Annotated in this window: 12 protein-coding genes; 4 read left to right on the top strand and 8 right to left on the bottom strand. The window is 40.5% G+C overall.

Translation table 11 applies throughout. From position 1 onward, the window contains the following. Positions 1 to 5: 5 nt before the first annotated feature. The gene (locus KF872_01310; protein ID MBX2902163.1) at positions 6 to 791 is read right to left on the bottom strand and encodes a (Fe-S)-binding protein; all 786 of its coding nucleotides are present in this window, start codon (positions 789 to 791) and stop codon (positions 6 to 8) included. A gap of 326 nt (positions 792 to 1,117) precedes the next feature. Between KF872_01310 and dnaB the strand changes: the two genes are divergently transcribed. Next, positions 1,118 to 2,713: a replicative DNA helicase gene (dnaB, locus tag KF872_01305; protein MBX2902162.1), complete on the top strand. Its 1,596-nt coding sequence runs from the start codon at positions 1,118 to 1,120 to the stop codon at positions 2,711 to 2,713. Between the two features lie 35 nt (positions 2,714 to 2,748). On the opposite strand, the gene KF872_01300 is transcribed toward dnaB, so the two are convergent. Beyond that, entirely contained in the window at positions 2,749 to 3,915 is a 1,167-nt protein-coding gene (locus KF872_01300; protein MBX2902161.1) for a phosphoribosylformylglycinamidine cyclo-ligase, read from the bottom strand. 252 nt (positions 3,916 to 4,167) lie between these two features. Between KF872_01300 and KF872_01295 the strand changes: the two genes are divergently transcribed. Both KF872_01295 and KF872_01290 read left to right on the top strand, forming a co-directional pair. Further along, positions 4,168 to 6,150, top strand: a complete 1,983-nt coding sequence (locus KF872_01295; GenBank protein ID MBX2902160.1) for a TonB-dependent receptor — start codon at positions 4,168 to 4,170, stop codon at positions 6,148 to 6,150. Positions 6,151 to 6,189: 39 nt separating this feature from the next. After that, on the top strand, positions 6,190 to 6,708 hold the full coding sequence (locus tag KF872_01290) for a hypothetical protein (protein ID MBX2902159.1): 519 nt from the start codon (positions 6,190 to 6,192) through the stop codon (positions 6,706 to 6,708). A 21-nt stretch (positions 6,709 to 6,729) separates the two neighbouring features. Here KF872_01290 and KF872_01285 read toward each other — a convergent pair whose 3' ends face one another. Continuing rightward, positions 6,730 to 8,415, bottom strand: coding sequence for a M1 family metallopeptidase (locus KF872_01285; GenBank protein MBX2902158.1), 1,686 nt, complete (start codon positions 8,413 to 8,415; stop codon positions 6,730 to 6,732). A 95-nt stretch (positions 8,416 to 8,510) separates the two neighbouring features. On the opposite strand from KF872_01285, the gene KF872_01280 reads away from it, so the two are divergent. After that, entirely contained in the window at positions 8,511 to 9,737 is a 1,227-nt protein-coding gene (locus KF872_01280) for a metallophosphoesterase (protein ID MBX2902157.1), read from the top strand. Positions 9,738 to 9,773: 36 nt separating this feature from the next. Here the strand turns inward: KF872_01280 and KF872_01275 are convergent, their stop codons facing one another. The 5 genes from KF872_01275 to KF872_01255 all read right to left on the bottom strand — a co-directional run bounded on the left by KF872_01275 (position 9,774) and on the right by KF872_01255 (position 19,728). After that, positions 9,774 to 13,181 carry a hypothetical protein gene (locus KF872_01275; GenBank protein MBX2902156.1) on the bottom strand — a complete coding sequence of 1,136 codons (3,408 nt, stop codon included), beginning with the start codon at positions 13,179 to 13,181 and terminating at the stop codon, positions 9,774 to 9,776. Between the two features lie 149 nt (positions 13,182 to 13,330). Further along, positions 13,331 to 15,754 carry a TonB-dependent receptor gene (locus KF872_01270; protein ID MBX2902155.1) on the bottom strand — a complete coding sequence of 808 codons (2,424 nt, stop codon included), beginning with the start codon at positions 15,752 to 15,754 and terminating at the stop codon, positions 13,331 to 13,333. 71 nt (positions 15,755 to 15,825) lie between these two features. Beyond that, positions 15,826 to 17,217, bottom strand: a complete 1,392-nt coding sequence (locus tag KF872_01265; GenBank protein ID MBX2902154.1) for an HTTM domain-containing protein — start codon at positions 17,215 to 17,217, stop codon at positions 15,826 to 15,828. Continuing rightward, a complete protein-coding gene (locus tag KF872_01260; protein MBX2902153.1) occupies positions 17,207 to 18,298 on the bottom strand; it encodes an imelysin family protein in 1,092 nt (363 codons plus the stop codon). Before KF872_01260 ends, KF872_01265 begins: the two co-directional genes overlap by 11 nt. Continuing rightward, positions 18,295 to 19,728, bottom strand: coding sequence for a c-type cytochrome (locus KF872_01255; GenBank protein ID MBX2902152.1), 1,434 nt, complete (start codon positions 19,726 to 19,728; stop codon positions 18,295 to 18,297). The genes KF872_01260 and KF872_01255 overlap by 4 nt, the downstream gene beginning before the upstream one ends.

Below are 19,728 nucleotides of genomic sequence, written 5' to 3'. Positions count from 1 at the left end.
TGCCATTACAACAAGCCTTGCCCTGCGGCCAACAGTTCGGCAATATCAAGTACTTTCACCTGAGCCTGTTTGTCTTTAGCTTTTACGCCATCGGTCATCATGGTATTACAAAACGGACATGCGGCAGCCACAATTTCGGCATTAGTATCTAGTGCCTGCTCGGTGCGCTCCATGTTTATACGCTTGGTGCCATGTTCTTCTTCTTTAAACATTTGAGCACCGCCCGCTCCACAGCAAAGACCTTTACTTTTACACGATTTCATTTCTACCAAATCGGCATCCAATGCTTCTAAAACTGCCCGCGGGGCTTCGTAAATATCGTTGGCGCGACCTAAGTAGCAGCTATCGTGATACGTAATTTTTTTGCCTCGAAACTCATTGGCATCGGTAAGTTTTATCTTACCATCGTTGATGAGTTGCTGCAAATAAGTGCTGTGGTGTATTACATTAAAAGTTCCTCCCAACGAAGGATATTCATTCTTTAAGATATTGAAACAGTGAGGACAAGTAGTTACAATATTTTTAACTCCATAACCGTTTAGCACTTCAATATTTTGCAGTGCCAACATTTGAAAAACAAATTCATTACCGGCACGCTTTGCAGGATCTCCGGTGCAACTTTCCTCGGAACCTAAAACTGCAAATTTCACTTTAAGGTGATCTAAAATTTTCACAAAAGCGCGGGTTACTTTTTGTGCTCTTTGGTCGAAAGCGCCTGCACATCCCACCCAAAAAAGCACCTCGGGCATTTCGCCAGCTGCAGCATACTCTGCCATTGTTTTAACTTCCATTCTTGCAATATTGTTTTACGTTCTAATGAAATTCTATTTTACAAAAAATGTTTGATAGCGTGCAAGGTTACAACTTTTTAAAAAAATTACTCACGGCAATCCTTCATTATTTGCGCAAATACGCATCAATTTTATACAAACAACCATTCTTTAACAAGTTTCCACACCCCAAAGCCTTTATACATCAACGTTCCACAACAAACTGCTCCATTGCGTTGTGGATTAGGTGTTAAAACTCCGTGCGCAAATTTCTTAACACATTTATTTCTTAACTTCATTACGGTAATGCACATTCGCAGCCCTTTCTAAAAACTGAACTATATTACATGAGCGAACCACAAGATATATTAAAAGCCACCCGCGATTCATTACGCAGAACAAAATCGCTATCGGGCGATGCTCAAAACGTAATGGACTTCGGCAAACTTCCGCCACAAGCAGTGGATTTGGAAGAAGCCGTTTTAGGTGCTGTAATGATTGAAAAAGATGCCATAAACGAAGTAAGCGACCTACTAAAAGAAGAAAGCTTTTATGTAGATAAACACCAACGTATTTGGCGCGCCATAAGAACTTTAGACCAAAAGCAATCGCCCATAGATTTGCTTACTGTTACAGAGCAATTAAAAAAACAAGGCGATATAGATATGGTTGGCGGAGCATTTTATGTAGCACAACTTACCAATAAAGTAGCCTCTGCTGCCAACGTAAAACACCATGCACACATTATTGCCGAAAAACTTATTCAAAGGCAACTTATTTCTACCTCTACCGAGGTAATAAAAGATGCCTACTCCGACACCTCCGATGTTTTTGAATTGCTGGATAAAGCAGAGAAAAACCTATTTTCTATTGCAGAAAGCAATTTAAAACGCAGCTCCGAAAACATTGCAGATATTTTACTGCACGAACTGAAGGAGCTAGATATACGCATGAATAACAGCCAAGACCATTTGAATGGCGTACCATCGGGCTTTATAGATTTAGATAAAGCTACCGGAGGTTGGCAAAAGAGCGATTTTATTATTGTGGCAGCACGTCCTGCCATGGGAAAAACTGCCTTTACACTGGCACTTGCCCGCAATGCAGCAGTAGATCACAAAAAACCCGTAGCCATTTTTTCTTTAGAGATGAGCAATGTGCAATTAGTACAGCGTTTAATTTCTATGGAAACACATATTGCTGCAGATAAAATACGCAGAGGGAGTTTAGAAGAATACGAATACCAAATTCTTACTTCTAAAATAGATTCGTTGCGCAATGCACCTATTTTTATTGACGACACACCTGCCATTAACGTGTTTGAACTGCGCAGCAAATGCCGTAGGTTAAAACAACAACATGGTGTGGAAATGATAATTATAGATTACCTGCAACTTATGAGCGGCACCAACGAAGGAAAAGGAGGCGGCAACCGCGAGCAGGAAATAAGCCAGATATCGCGCTCGCTAAAAGGCATGGCAAAAGAATTAGACGTACCCGTAATTGCACTATCGCAGCTATCGCGCGCACCGGAAAAACGTGGCGGCCCTCCCAAGCCGGTATTGAGCGACTTGCGCGAGTCGGGAGCCATAGAGCAAGATGCCGATATTGTAATTTTCTTATACCGCCCCGAGTACTACAAAATTCCAAATTTTGACGATGGTACTCCTACCGATGGCATTGCCGAAGTGCTAATATCTAAACACAGAAATGGGCCTGTGGTAGATGTGCGCACACGCTTTATAAGCACCTTTGCAAAATTTGAAAACCTGAACACTTTTAGTGCCATAGATGAATATGGAGCTATTAGTAAAGAGAAACAAAAGCAGAATTTTGTAATTGCTCAATCAAAAATAAACAAGGGCGAAGAAGATGATTTTGAGTTTAAACGCCAGCACAAACCAGGCGATTTCAACAATAATGATGACAACGCGCCATTCTAAAGAACTGGCATCTACAAAACTACGGTAAACTCAGTTTATATATACTCAAAAGTGCCATGCTCGCTTTGCACTACCACTTTAGGTTGTGAGCCGGCTGCTACATAGCCTATTTTTTGTGCGGCAATATTGAATTTTGCTGCGGCATCTATTACCGTTTGCGCATCGCCTTCTTCTACATACACTTCCATTCTGGTTCCGCAGTTGAGTACTTTGTACATTTCCTTCCACTCGGTTTTGCTTTCTTCCTGAATAAGGTTAAAAAGAGGCGGCACGGGCAGTAAATTATCTTTTACAACAGTTAAACCTTGCGGCAAATAATGCAACACTTTGGTTTGTGCACCTCCGGTACAATTAATAAGCGCGGCAATTTTTCCGGGCAGCAATGCTTTTAATTCCTTCACCACCGGAGCAAATGTTCGAGTGGGCGAGAGCAATGCTTCACCAATAGAAAGTGGTGTTCCCGGTAGCGCATCTGTGAGCCTTTTAGTACCGCAATACACAATATCTTTTTGCAAACTCGGCTCAAAGGTTTCGGGAAAATTTTCGGCATAGAACTTACTCAACACATCGTGGCGAGCGCTGGTTAAACCATTACTGCTAATCCCGCTGTTATACTTAGTTTCGTAGCTGGCTTGCCCGTAAGAAGCCAAACCCACCACCACTAAACCCGGTCGGATATTATCGGTTAAAATCAATTCACTTTTAGGTAAGCGCGTAGTCATAGAAGCATCTACGGTAACGGTGCGTACCACATCGCCTAAATCGGCAGTTTCGCCACCCATAAAATGAATGTGGATACCCAAAGCTGCCATGCGCTTACAAAATTCGTTTGAACCTTGAATAATTTGCGCAATATCTTCTCCTGTAATTAAGTGCTTATTTCTATTTACGATAGAGGTAAACAAAAAGCTATCGGTAGCGCCAATGCAAACCAAATCGTCTAAATTCATTACCAATGCATCTTGTGCTATTCCTTGCCAAACAGAGGCATCGCCTGTTTCTTTCCGGTATAAATACGCCAATACCGATTTAGTGCCGCTGCCATCGCTGCTCATAGCATTTACATAGCTATCGTTGCCTCCAAGTATATCGGGAAAAACCTTGCAAAATGCTTTAGGGTACAATCCGTGATACAAGTTTGAAACTGCACTGTGCACTTCTTCTTTTCCTGCACTTACGCCTCGCTGAAGATACTTTTCCATTGGGCTTGCAATTTAGCCGAATGGAACAATTTGTTGCAATTAAATAGCTAAAACTTTACTACCGCTTACTCCAAAACAGTAAAAGAAGCCAATGCAAGCAGTTAATTTTGCTTGGTAAATCTTACAACACTTTTCCAAAAAACTGTAACCCGATTTTAAACATTATGGGACACTTTTGCCATCGTAATTCATACCAACTTCAATTTAGAAAAAATGTGGCAGCCACTTTTAAAATATAAAACACCTGTTGCGATGCGGAACCTAATTCTACCATTTCTATTGCTACTTGCAATTGTGGCAAATGCACAAGAAGACACTGTAAAACAGTATGAACTTAAAGAAGTAGAAATACGCACCAACCAAAGTTCGTTTAGCACCACCACACGTAAGGTTGAAATTATTACCGAAAGAGATTTGCAGAAAGATGCTTGCTGCAACTTAAGTGAAAGTTTTGAAAATACGGCAACCGTAGATGCAAACTATTCCGATGCAGTAAGTGGAGCACGGCACATCCGGCTTTTAGGATTAGATGGAAAATATGTTCAGTTTACCAACGAAAACATTCCCGGCATAAGAGGCCTGCAACAGACTTTAGGCTTAAGTTTTGTACCTGGCCCGTGGATGAGTTCTATTCAAATAAACAAAGGAGCCGGCAGTGTAGTAAACGGTTATGGAAGTATTGCGGGGCAAATAAACTTAGAGTTTAAAAAGCCTCAAAATTCGGAGCGGCTATATGCCAACTTATACATAAACCAAGATGCACGTACCGAAGTAAACCTACTGGGCGCACAGGTTTCTAAAAATGAAAAATGGAGTTTCATGAGTTTTGCGCACGGCTTAGTAAACTTAGTGCCTATGGATTTTAACCGCGATGAGTTTGTAGATAATCCACTCATTAAACAAGGAAATATCATGCAGCGGTTTACTTACCACAGCGGCAAAAAATTCAATTTTATAGGCGCGGTTTCAGCAACTTTCGAAGACCGCCAAAGCGGCCAATTAACCCACAGCAGCAAAGATGAAAATAACCACTTGCTACACGACCAATGGAAATTACGCTTACAAACTCAGCGAGTAGAAGCATTTGCCAAAACAGGATTTATACTAAACGACCTCAGCAGTTTAGGCATTCAATACAAATACTTCTTCCATAGGCAGTATGGCAATATTGGTGCTAAACAATACAATGCATTAGAGCATTTTGGCTACCTGAATTTGATTTACCAATACGAATTTTTAAAACGCAGTTACATTAAAATAGGCGGCTCGCTTTTAGTAGATAATGTAAACGAAACCCTCGATTCCTTTTCTTTGAAAAGATTAGAAATTGTGCCCGGAGCATTTGCCGAGGCCACTTACGACTACGAAAATAAACTAAACATTGTAGCCGGAGTGCGGGCAGATTATCATGTACTATACGGCCCGTTTTTTTCGCCCCGCTTTAACTTAAAGTGGAATATTTTGTACGACCTAAGCTTAAGAGTAAGTGCCGGAAAAGCATACCATGTGCCTACCATTTTTGCCGAAAACTTTGGCTACCTTGCCAATAACAGAGTTATTTCCTTACCAACTAAAATTAAACCTGAAGAAGCATGGAGTTTTGGTGGCTCACTAAGCTACCGCTACTATTTAGATTTTAGAGAAGGCAATATATCGGCAGATTTTTTCCACACAAGATTTACCAACCAACTTATTACCGATTTGGAAAATGTACGCGAGCTCAACTTCTACAACTTAAACGGAAAGAGCTATAGCAATAGCTTTCAGGTAGAAGCCAACTACGAAATACTTCCGCGATTCGATGCAAAAGTTGCTTACCGTTTTGAAGATGTACGTGCCACCTACACCAGTGGCTTTAAATGGGTGCCGCTGCGCCCAAAACACAAAGCTATTGTGTCTTTAGAATACACTTTAAAAAACAAACGCTGGAGATTTAATACCCACCTAACTTGGTATGGATTATCGCGCGTGCCAAGCACCACAGGCAACGAGCCGCAATTTCAAATTCCGGAAAGCAGCAAGCACTACTTTTTATGGAATGCCCAAATTACTTACATACACAAAAAGTTATTCGAAGTTTATGTGGGCGCAGAGAACATGCTTAACCAAACCCAAAAAAATCCTGTAATCGGGTTAGACAGGTATCATGCCACATCGCAATTTGATGCAAGTTTGGTATGGGGGCCAATTCGCGGAGCTATGGCTTTTGCCGGCTTTAGGCTCACCATTAAATAGGCAGTTTATTCTGCTTTCAAAATATTATCATTGCGGTAAATGCAAGGCGAAAAACATTTTATTTGGAAACGCCAATTGGTAGTAGCTATTGGCACATTGGCATTTGTGTTCTTACTATATTTGCTTATTCCCGGTTATAGATGGGCGGTAGAAGAAATAGGTTTTAGAAATTTGCATTTGGTAAATAAAATTGAAGAAAAACGCCAACGCGAAAATCTACCACCATTGAATGTGCATGAAAAACGTGCATTTAAGATGGAAGGTTATTACTACCTACAATTGCTAAACTCTGCCACACCCCAAGATGCCGTTATTCTTTTGCCGCCTCAGCATGTTACTAAAGGCACCCGCCATGAATTTTTAAATTCAAGTGAATGGGTGGCATATTTTGTATATCCGCGTTTATGTATTGGTTACGATGAGCGCCTTAAAAACCCCGACTTGTATGCTCGCGCAACTCATGTTGCCATTGTGAATGGGTGGGGCTATGAGTTTCTAAAATATCCCGTAGAAAAGAAAGATGAGGAAGCGGTGCTTCCTATTCAAAAACAGCCGTAAAACCAACGGCAAAGCGCACCTTTAATTCTTCTGCACATTTATGTAGGTAAGGTTTCCATCTACCAAAAACTTATCGGGCGAAGCCAATTTAAGCAGCATAGTCTGCTCTGCATTGGTACACATTATTTTTTCCGCTTTACTGCCTCCGACATGAACAAAAACAGGCATTTTAAAATTCTCTACATCAGTTACCCAACGGTACTTCAGTTCATAATTTTTTCCTTTTACTTTCTTTAAAGTATATACAAAAGTAGGAATGGCGGCATAGCGAAAATACTGGTTAAACATGGCAGTGAAATCGTAGCCTGTATATTTATTTATATGTGCCAGCAACTCATTGGCATCGGTATTTTTAATTTTAAAAGTGGTATCGCTTATATTTTTTATGAGTTTCCACCACAGTTCATCGTTGCCCAAAACATGCCTAAAAGTATTGAGGACTAAACTGCCTTTGCTGTACATATCGTGATCGCCTTCTTGGTTTACGCCATACGGCCCAATCATTGAAGCGCGATTGCCAATGCTGTTTTGCTTGGCATTGATATAGCGCAATGCAGTTTTATAGTCGTGCATACACTCCACATAAATGGCTTCGGTATAAGTGCAGAAACTTTCGTGTATCCACATATCGGCAATGTCTTTACAACTTACACTGTTGCCCCACCATTCGTGTCCGCTTTCATGAATAATTATGTAATCGAACATTAAGCCAATTTTAGAAAAATCTATACCGTTGTAACCGCCTTTGTATCCATTGCCATAAGCAATGGCACTTTGGTGCTCCATGCCTAAGAATGGTGTTTCTACCAACTTGTAGCCATCCTTCATAAATGGATATTTTCCCAAGTATTTATCGTAGCATTTAAGCATGGGCTTTACTTGCTTAAACTGCGACTTTGCCTTTTCGAGGTTGTACTTCAAAACGTAATAATCCAATGCCAATTTATCGCCATCGCTGTATGTATATTCATCGCTAAAGTGTGTGTAATTGCCTAAGTTCATGGTTACATTGTACGTATTGATAGGATAACTTACATACCACTTCCAACGATGCACTCCGTTATCTTCTTTTTCTACTCCTTCTAACTTTCCGTTGCTTACGGCAGTTAAATTTTGCGGGCAAGTAATTGCTATGCGCATACTATCGGGCTCATCGCCCAAATAATCTTTGCACGGATACCAAAGGCTGGCGCCAATTCCTTGTACTGCCGTGGCAATAAACGGCACACCTTCTTTGTCGTGGCTCCAAACAACGCCTCCATCCCAAGGAGCATGCCGTGCAACCATCGGATAGCCATGAAAATACACATCTATTCTACCGGAATTCCCTTTTACTTGAATCAAGTCTTCTTTGGTATACACATATACGGCATCGCAATCGCGTTTGTAAGGCAGGGTTACTCCGTTGTATTCAATCTTATCAATTATCATATTGCTGAACAGATCTATCTGCATTACATCAAAACTTTGCAATACTTTATAGTGAATCTTGCTTACACCTGAAATGGACTGCTTGCCTGTATCTACCGTTACGCTTAAATCGTAGTAAGTAACATCGTAGCAGGTTCGCTCATCGCGCAAACTGCCGCGCAGAGTATCGCAACGCGTAAAGCCCTTTGCCTTTCTAGAATTATTCTGTGCATAAACAGCAACACAAGTGGACATAAAAAACACCAGCCACAGGAATATTTTGAAGAACAATTTCATTCAATTAGCATTTTTTTAATAGCAATTCGTTTAAATCACAGTTGCTAAATTCATTTTTGCAACAACTGTTTCAGATTTCAAATTAAATATAATCAATGAGATTTTTTGCCGGTGTTGCTATTGTAATACTTATAGAATTTTACGGTTTTATTGCCATTAGAGGATTTTCGTATTCCAACAGTAAGACAAACAAAATAGTTACCGGTATTTACATAGCAGCCACACTCTTGCTTTGGGCAGCTTTAGTTACCAATAGAACTTGGGGACACGATGTGTTTTCAAAAGATGCAAGGACTATTATTTCTACGCTCTTTTTTAGCTTTACGGTTGCCAAGCTAGTGGTAACACTATTTCTGTTTCCTGCAGATATAGTGCGCAGTGCGCGATGGTTACTGCAACGGGCTTTTTTAACCAATAGCAGCACTCCATCTGCTTCGCGCAGTATGTTTTTAAATAAGCTGGCGCTCATGGCTGCCGCAGTGCCATTTGGCTCGCTTATTTATGGTGCAGTAAACAATGCTTACAACTATAGGTTTAGAAAAGTGGCTGTGCTTTCACCCAATTTACCCAAATCCTTTGATGGGTTTACCATTGTGCAACTAAGTGATATTCATGCCGGTTCTTTTGCCAGAACACATCCTATCGAAAACGCTATTCACCAAATAAATGCGCTGCAGGCAGACCTTGTGGTTTTTACCGGAGATTTGGTAAACAACATTGCCGATGAAATGGACGACTACAAAAAAATATTTGCCCGCCTGAATGCCCGGTATGGCGTAATGAGTGTAACTGGCAACCACGATTATGGCGATTACATTCCTTGGAACAGCGAAGAAGAAAAGAAGGCAAACTTTGCCAAATTGATAAGAACACACCGTGAAATGGGTTGGGATATTTTAATGAACGAACACAGAGTTATCGAAAAAAATGGAGAAAAAATTGCAGTACTTGGCATAGAAAATTGGGGTGCTAAAATGCACTTTCCAAAGTATGGAAAACTGGATGTAGCATATAGCAATATGGCAGCAGTTCCGTTTAAAGTATTACTGAGCCACGACCCATCGCATTGGGATGCCCAAGTGCGCCCGAAGTATCCAGACATAGATTTAACCCTGAGCGGGCACACACACGGTTTTCAATTTGGTATTGAAAGCAAGTTTTTGAAATGGAGCCCCGCACAGTGGGCTTACAAGCAGTGGGCAGGATTATATAAAGAAGGTGCACAGTATTTATATGTAAACCGCGGTTTTGGTTTCCTTGGCTACCCGGGCAGAATTGGCATTTTACCCGAAATAACCGTTATTGAATTAAAGCGAGCGTAATGCGGTTTGATTTTTATTCATCCCAAAAAACACTTTCTAAAAATCGTAGCCAAAGGTAAAGTAAAATATTGGGCGCTTAGAAAGCACACCTGTATCGTAGCCCCAAGCTAAATCGAACTTCATAAAATAACCCAAGAGCGAGGTGCGCAAACCAGCGCCAAAACCCATGATTACAGGAGTTTTGTAGCGTTTAATCTTAATGGTAGAAACACTGTTGGTATAGGTTTCGGAAAAGAGCGGATTATTGTCGCTAAATGGCGATATACCTTCCCATGCAGTGCCGGCATCGAAGAAACCCACCAACATAAAGTTGCGAATAAACTCACTGCGAATAGGCGTTCTGCGGAAGGTGGCAAAAAGCGGAAAACGTATTTCTGTATTCAATACTACATAGCTGTTTCCATTTCTGGCATTTTGCAAAAAGCCGCGCAATGGTGTTGCCAAAGTTTGAAAGGCATAGTTATTATTGGTATTGATTGGTGTTGATTTATCGAACTTTTCGGCACGCTCGCTGATAAACCAATTATCTACTGCACCCAAATAGTAAATGAGCTTTCTATTTCCTAAACTGGTAGCTGCACTCAGGCGTGTGGCCCAAATCATTTTTCTATAAATTTTTTGATAGTAACGCGCATCGGCACCAATTACGGCAAACCACGCATTGTTCATAGTAGGTAAATTAAAAGTATAACCATCGCTTACGGTTTTACTCTTAAACGGAAACTCTTTATGAATCTCAAAAAATGCTTTTGCCCTAAAACCATAGCGTATGTTATCCATCACCTGAATGGTGTTATCAAACACATATTCGCCTTTAAAGAAGAGCCAGTTATTTACCTGATTGGGGCGATATAGAGAGGCGCTGTCCACAGCTTTAAAAACAGTTTTATCGCTGCGGAAAGCAAAGCCAAAACCAAGGCGTTGCAACACATCCAACGCATAGCGATAATCGGCTTCTACATAATTTGTTTTAATAGTTATATCGCCCTGCGTAATAGATTGGCGATAGTAAGTGTATTTGTGATCTAACCGTTTTTGCAGATACTCATAAGTAACAAAATATTCACTATTGCCGGAGATCCCCGAAAAGGGCAGGCGCAAGCCACCATACAACTTATGGTTTTCCAACACATCGGTAATACCAAATTTAAGCGCAAAGCTAACGGGTGGCGTGTAAAAATTGGGATTGCTCGGATTAAAAGGTTGGTAGCGTGTAAAAATCAAATTGTTATCTAACTGTGTTACCACATCATCTACCGAAAACTTTACAAAGTACGGACGCACTTTGGTTTGCTTAAATTGAAATCCACTTTCTGCTACTGCATTTGCCGCTGCCGCATTCTGAATTTTACTTACCGAATCCCAATCAAACAACAACACTTTGTAATTAAACTCACTCTGAAAATCGTTTGGCTTCGGTACATATTGCGCATTCTTAACGGTGCTTTGCAATTGCTGCTTTATGGCATTCACAGAGTCTGTGCGATGCCTGCTTTGCACCTCATTTTCTTTAAATGTTTTTCCCCAGTTAGAAACAAACGAAGTGATAGGCAAGGTTGAATCTATAGGCATCTTGTAAAACAGAATTTTATTGTTTTGCCTTACCAATTCTACTGCCAAATTTTTATCGGGAAGAATTTGCTGCTCGCTGATGTTATACAAATAATTGCTTTGCTGCAGCGTAACGCCTTTAAGCCTATACACCGGAATGCGGGTGCTACTCTTTACTTCATATACCGCAGTATCTATAACTTCTAATACATTTTCGGTTTCTTTAATAGTAATAGAATCTTCTTCTTCGGTTTCTTTATTCCATAAAGTATAGTTTACATCCCAATGGCTGAAACCGTTTTCAAAAATACCTGTATAGCGGTTATTTATACCATTGGCATCGCTTAAAAAAGAAAACTCTTCGCTCGAAAATTGTTGGGCAAAAGTTTCGTTAGCAGCAGGTGTATTGGTAATGCGGTGAATAGCCGCCATGTTATCTAATGCAATAAAATACAAATCGAATTGGCGGTCGGTAAAACTTTGGTTCTGGAAGCGCTCTTCTTTCAGCGTTTCTGTATTGCGATTGCTGCTAAAAAGAATTCCGCGCACACTATCTGTTTCGATATATGCAGGATACAAATCGTCAAAATAATCATTGGTAAGTTTAGTAGTGGTGGTCGAAGCAATCTTGTAAAGAAAAATATCGCTCTGCCCGCTTTGTACTGCGCTCATCACCAAATTTTTATCATCTCCTGCAAAAGCAATATGCACCACTTTCTGAAACTTCTCTATTGAATTTACTTCCAGTTTTTTGTGCTCAACATTCCAAATGCCGAGGTATATTTTCTTTTTCTTTTCAAACACAATTGCAGCCAACTTTCCACTTGGAGCCCATGCAATAAGCGGCTGTTTATTATCATTAAATATTGTGTTGGTTCTAAAACCTCCGCGCACTACTGTTTTGTGCTTTCCGCTTTCGGTATCGAGAAGTTTTACTTTATACCTACCCATATCATTTTGGGCATACAGCATTGTTTTTCCATCTTTACTTAAACGAGGTTGAAAGTATTCTATGTCTTTTTTATAGCGATGGTTTACAATAAAATTTCTATCGCGCTTAATGGTTTGGCCACTCTCATTTTTAAAACGCTCTAAATAAAAATTGAACCAATCGGTAAGCGTTTCGTCCACTCCCTGCCCCAACACAAATTGAAAACCATTCTCTACACTTCTATTTACCCGCGTTAAATACAGCAAGTTGCCAACAGCCTGTTTGCCGTATTTTTCTTCAACATAATGCCATACCGAATGGCCCACAAACATGGCTTCGTCTGGCTCCAGTTTATTGAGTTTAGAAAATCGCCCACTCAAGATGCCATCGCGCAAACGGTTTTCTAAACTACTATTCCACGGTTGTGCATAGTATTGAATAAAGCCGCGCTTAAACCAATCGGGCATATTCATGGCAACTGCATTCTGTATAAACTCCAACACAGAGGAGCCTGTAAGTAACTTACTCATGAATATTTCGGCAAGTCGCTGGCGCAGTTGGTAATCTATAAAATCATGTGTGCCATCGAAATAAATATACACCTTGTTGGCAGGAATTTGTGTAGTGCCTCCGGGGTTTTGGCTTGGCTCGTAAATGCCAATATTGGTTTGGTTCAGTTCATTTATAGAATTGTAAACTACAATATCTATTTTACTGCGAAACTTCATATCCATAAGGCGTTCCAACTCTTCGGCAACACTTTCGGATTGCTTAATTACATACTTGGCAACATCTTGCCCACCTTGATAAAAGTAAACAGTGTAGTGATCGGTTTCGTAATAAGAAAACACAAAATCTTTATACTGAATTCTATTTTGCCCGAATGCAACATTGGTAGATTGCGCTTCTGCTTGCACTATACAAAACAACATACACCACCAAGCAAAGCACCAACGCTTCATATTCAAATTACAACCGAAAGGTATAAAAGGTTTACAGGATGAAAACAAGAGACATGATTAACTTCCACCGAAAATAATTTAAAAAGCCGCTTTGCAAAAGACCATCGGCAGGATTTAAAAATGATTGGGAGTAAAGCGAATAGGTTGCATTAAAATGTTTTCCATTTATCCTTTTTTACATCATTGTTTAGCTTAATACCCAATGTAACAAAAAACGTAAGCGGCTCAGCAGGAATAATACCCGGTCCCGGATAACTAGTGGCCCTCCGGGTGAAGTAAATATTATTTGTAAAGTTATTGATGCCCGCAATAATTTGTAAGCAACGATAGGTATAGCGCGCACTCCAATCGAAAGTGTAGTAAGCAGGAATAACACCGTTTACTCCGGTGGCAGAAAAACGCGCATTGGTAGCATCGGTAAATTGCTCTGTTATGTATTGTCCTTGTATGCTTGTAAAAAATTGCTTGTACCTATAATGCACACCAAAACGCACCGTGTGCTGCGGAGCAAATTCAAGTGTATTGCCCACCACGGTTTTAAATACCGATTTTGTATAAACCGAATGGGTAAAACCATACGATACATACACGCCCAAATTTCCCGCCTTGTTATGAATGGCAGTAGCCCTAAAAATATCGGCTTCGGCAAAAACCTCGGCTCCTAAACTGCGCGAACTGCCAACATTAGTAGTAAAGCGATAAATATTATATGCTGAATCTACTTGCTGTATTTGCCCTATGCGGTTATTGTACTGCAACCAAAACATGCCTGCATCCCACTGCAACCATTCGTTTACATCGCCTCTGTAACCAATATCTACATTAAATCCTTTTTCGTCTTTTAAGTTGGGATCTACCAATTGGCTGGTGCGCACCACACGCATATCGGTAAATGTGATACCGCGATAGTTTTGCGACACATTTGCATACAACTCGGTATTGCCCCAAACATTGTACGAAACCCCCAATCCAAGCAATACAAAATTGCGTTGTAGGCTTCGGGTTTCCGGAGTAATAAGCGTATCGGTTTGGCTGAAAAAAGTTTGGTTGTAATAACCGCTTGCCTTGGTACTTATATGTTCAAATCTAATACCCGGGGTTAGCTTTATTTTATCGTTTATATTAAACACATGCTCGGTGAAGAAAGCCACATTCATACCCGGAAACTTGTAATCGGAACCTTCTAAACTATCGGGATGGTTAAAAGTGTAATCTGCCAAGCTGCCATTACTGCCCAAGCCTTGTTGCTTATGTGTTTCACCCATATAAAAGCGCACACCAAGCAACCAACTCCACAAATGTTTTCCTACATAATACTTCCACAAATACCGTGCCTCTGCTCCTAAATTTTTGTATTGATCTTTTATGAAATCGCGCGGGAGAGTAACATCGTCTATACGATTAGCTGTACCTAAAAAACCTAAGGCATTGCGCCCTCCCAAAAAGCCCCACGCACGAAAATTAAACTGGTGATGGATATTGTGCTTATAGTTGAGCGATAGTGCCAAAATATTCCAATTGGTAGAAAACCAATTTCGAGTGCGCAAACTTTGGCGAGGGTTGCTTTTAAACTGAGCATCGGTTAAACCTCCGGACTGCTTACTATCGTACTTTGAAAAAGTATATTCTGCCTTTACACTCAAGCGCTCGCTACATTGGTAACCCAATGCCACATACGCATTATGCACATTAAAATTTCCATTAGCACGCCAACTTTCGCCCTGCTTGTAATTGTAAAAACCATAATAATTAAAACACTTTACCGTACCCGCCACACTATTAAAAGTATTTACCAACTTAAAACGGCCTGCAGTGGTAAATGAAGTCCACTCAAATTTATGATTTGCCGGAGGGCGCTGCATTACATAATTTATCATTCCGCCAAACTGCGGCCCGTATTGCAGCGAAGCCGCACCGCGAATTACTTCTATTCGCTCTACTGCTTCTGCCGGAGGCACATAATAAGCATCGGGATAGCCCAATGCATCGGCACTCATATCGTATCCATTCTGGCGAGCATTAAAATTTGAAGTGCGATTAGGATCTAAGCCACGCGCAGCTATTCCCAGTTGCAAACCTGCAGCATCGCTCTCCCAAATATTCACACCCGGTACTTTGGCAAAAATTTGCCGCGAAACATTTACTGCTTTATTGGCCACCACATCTTTCATTAACACCACTTCATTCTTCTTTCCTTCGTACACAGCTACACCTTCAATAGATTTCATACGAGCAACTCCAAATGTTTCGCTGTGGTTTTCCACTACCACCTCCTCCAATTTTCGCTCAAATACTTTTACAACAATATGCGAAAACACTGTGTCGCGGCTTAGCTTAAACCAAAACTCCCGCTTTTCTATTGCAAAATGTTTTACCTCCAACTCATACCTGCCGGGAGTTATTCCGGTAAACAAAAAATTTCCCAACGAATCGGTGAATGTTTCATTCTTTGTGTACTCTAAACGCACCTTTGCATGGCTTATCGGAGTATTGTTTTCATCTCTTACACTTCCTGCAACGGTAAAAGTTTGAGCCCCAGTATTGGCAACCAATGCAACACAAAAAAACAACATAAGAACACAATACAGAGCATAGTTTCTCTGCCTTATTTTCATTGTAGTATGTTGTATGTAATATGTTTTCTTCACAATGCTTCCGCCAATTTATATGGCACTTTCTTATATGGAAAAATCCAATGCTTTCTTGCAAAACTCTCGTGCAATGATGCAAGATTTACATTGGGATCTATAAACATGCAACTTCCCTTTCCATTGAGCGAAACATAACTTTCTACATACACTTCCGTACTCTCCCAACCTTGCAATTTATACACCTGTGCTAAGTGATGAGCAAATTGCAATATCATATCGGGCTGTGTGCTCATTTGCTTTTCTTGTAATGGGGTTAAATAGTTGGTATTTTTTATTTCCACCATAGAAACCGCACCTGTTTGCGATGCTTTTCCCTTTACATAAAACGTTGCCATTCCTGCCTTTTCCATGAGCATTACCCGCCACGAAAAACGAAAACCCTGCTCATGCCAAAATAAATTTTCTGGATACAAAGTGTATCTAAACGGCAACAACGCTTGCAACAAAAAGAAAAACGAAAAAATTGCTGTACCTAATTTTCCTATTGGTGAAACTGCAAAACCCAACCAACTGCGAAGCGAAAAAGGCGCATCATGCTTATTGCGCACTACTTTATCCGGCACTATAAACACAGTGGCACACGCCATCATAATAAAAGGAAACATGCCTATAGCAGGAAATAAAATAGCCGTGAGTGTGTGAAATATTATCACCACCACATAGGCATAGTACTTCGTTCTATTCCAAAAGAGCAAAAACGGAATGAGCGTATCGAACAACATGCCACACCAACTAAATACATACGCCACCCACACCTCGCTAAGCCATGTACCTATAAACGGCAAATTATTTTTGGCAGGCAACCAAATTTTTAGTGGCAATGCTTCCACCAACCAATCGTGATTTATTTTTGCTATTCCTGCAAAAAAGTACACTATTGCCATTTGCAATTGTAAACTAAGCACTGCCCAACGTGGGAAGTGCTGTACTTCTTTAGTAATTCCAAACTTTACATCCAACGAAAACTTTTTGTGTGCAGGAATAAAACACAGCAAAAGTGCAACGAGGCTAATAAAATAATAATGGTTTAAGTATGTGGCTTTATCTATAAGTTCTACATAAGTAAACAACACAAAAAACAATATGCTTGCCAAGCGATACAAAAAACCTGCTGCTATAAAAATAGCTCCAACAAAGAGAAGCGCATATACTGTGTACATGCCCACTTGCCCTAATGGCTTTATCCACTCAAAACCATAGTAAGTAAAAAAAAACGAAGGATTAACATATAGTTGACCTATCCAACCATTAAGCCAAAAGCGCACTATGGCAAGCGCCATCATTATACCAAATGCAATGCGAAAAAGCACTACTGCATCTATGTGCCGCTCACAGAAAGAAAAAAATGCAGTTGCCCATTTGCCGAGCAATTGTTTAATCGCCATCGTTGTCGCTAAAAGTTATTACCACTCCTAAACTAGAACTTAAATCCACCTTCGTAAGCACCGTTAATTTCTTCAATTCAAGGTGCAATTCTTTTACTGTATTAACATTGTTTTGTGCGGCACTTTCCAGTGAACCATTGATGGCATTGGCTTTTGCCATGCACGCATCTAACTGGTTTAAAATTACAACCGATAGTTTTTCGCCATTGTAAGTTGCATCTACAGCATCGGCATAGTTGTTTATTCCTGTGGCATTGCTTATAGCAAAACATGCGCGCCATGCTGCTATATTGTGTTTAATATTTTCTAATGAACGCGGAGCATAGCGATTTTCTAACTTACTATAATCGGCAGTAGCTCCCGGCTCCACACCGCACGGCTTACCAACTTTGCTCTTACGCACAAACTCTATATGTTCTACCAGTGCATTTACAAATTGATTCAACGCACCACTAATATCCATTTGAGTTTGCGTAGTAAAATAATTGTATGAAGCACCTCCATTCCACTCTGCTTTTACACTATGCGCCACCGTTTTTATATGCGCACACAAAGCCACCAAATACGCTTTCCGCCTAAGCGAGTTTGCAAACGAGTCTTGCACCGCAGACGTATTGCCACTTGTTCCAAAAATTAAATACTCCACAGCCGACAAACCTTTTCGGGTAGTACCGGTTGCTGCAATATAATTTTCATCAATAGTTGAAGTTCCGGCAATTTCAGATTCAATTACTAAATTGTTTGAAGGGAAAGAAGCTATTTGAGCGCCCACAGAATTATCTCTTACATAGCCAATATTGTATGGCTCACATTGTTGCCAAGCATCAACCGTATGCTGCCATTGAGTTACCACTTTTGCTAAATCATTCAATGCATTTGTTTGGGCAAATAATACTGCGGTCGCATACAAACTATCTGCCTGCACCGAAAAATTATTGTAAGCCGGAGCAATGGTATTATCGGCAAGGCTTTTTAATAATGTTCCTCTATCGTAATTTTCGAGTGCGGTGCTTTTCTTCTTGCAAGCCGAAAAAGAAAACAATACACAAAGCGCAAGTAATAGATTGAAATATTTCATCATAGCGATTCTAAAAATTTTAGAAGACTCAAACGTTCTTCGGCACTTAACTTTTTAAAACTGTTTTTGGAAACTTCTCCTTCGCCACCATGCCAAAGTATAGCCTCTGTAAGGTTTCTGGCTCTTCCATCGTGTAAATAATTGGTATGCTTGTTTACTGTTTGAAAAAGCCCAATACCCCACAGCGGAGGTGTACGCCACTCATTCCCATTTGCCAAAAAATCGGGTCGATTATCGGCTAAATCACTACCCATATCGTGCAAAAGCAAATCGGTGTAAGGATAAATTTTTTGGTTGCTTACTGCAGAAATTTCCGGGTGCGAAGCCGTAGTAAACGAAGGAATATGACACTTAGCACAACCTATATCGGTAAATAATTTTTTTCCCTTTAAAACTACTTCATCTTTTGCAGCTCTTCGCCCCGGAACTGCCAATGTAGCTGCATAAAAAGCAGTTCTACTCAATTGGTAATCGCTCAACTCAAAACTATCGGAAGCATTGTTTCCATTGGGAGCTTGGGAGCAATCTGCTTGTGCAGAGGTGCAATGATCGCTCGAAAAAAGCGATGATGTAATACCAATATCGCCATTAAATGCTGCTGCTGTTTGTTGGTACAAACTTGGCTGGTTTGCCTTCCATCCAAAACGACCCAATTGCTGCTGTTTATTTTTAAAATCCCACACATAATTTGCCCTACCCGAAATGCCATCGCCATTGGCATCTGCTTCATCTACATACTTTAAAATGTCTTGCTCTGCAATTGCTTCGAGCAAACCTAATCCAGACATTTGCGGTGCTACGCGTGGCGAAGTAAGCACACCTGCCAGCAAGCCATAATTACCGGTAAGCAAATACGAAGGCTTCTGCAAATTATATGTTGTGCCATCGGCAAATGCGCCACTTATATTCTCATATAAAATAGACACTTCGCCCTCCGGCTGCACTCCCGGAATTGCCAATGTTTGAAACTGGCCGCCATACACCGCATGTGGCATTGGCTCTCCATGTGCGCCAACACCTGCAATACTTAAACGAAGTAAAAAACCTGTTACGCCTTCATTTCCCAATGGCGGTCTGCCTCTTCCATCTAAGAAATGGCAGCCGGAGCAGCTGGTGGCATTATACAAAGGTCCCAAGCCATCTCTTCCTTCGGTAGATGAAGGTGCTATTACCCAATTTTGTCTAAAGAATGAATTACCTACGGAAAATTTAGTTTCATCATCTCCGGTAAGGTTAGCTGCCGAATGGTTAAATGCATTCTGCGAAAAATCGAAAACGGTAGTAGCTCCTCCCGAATTTTCTTCGCCTGCTTCGTAACTCGATATGGAATTTTCCGGCTTACAACCATGCATGGAAAAAACTAAAATGCTTGCCATAAAAAATATGGCAAGCATTAAGTGCTGATGAAAACAAGGACGGAATTTCCGCTTCAT

It is taken from the genome of Chitinophagales bacterium, assembly GCA_019638515.1.
In the GTDB taxonomy this organism is placed as follows: Bacteria; Bacteroidota; Bacteroidia; order Chitinophagales; family LD1; genus UBA7692.
Note: the sequence above shows the minus strand (reverse complement) of the source record. Positions and strands in the feature narration are given on the sequence as shown.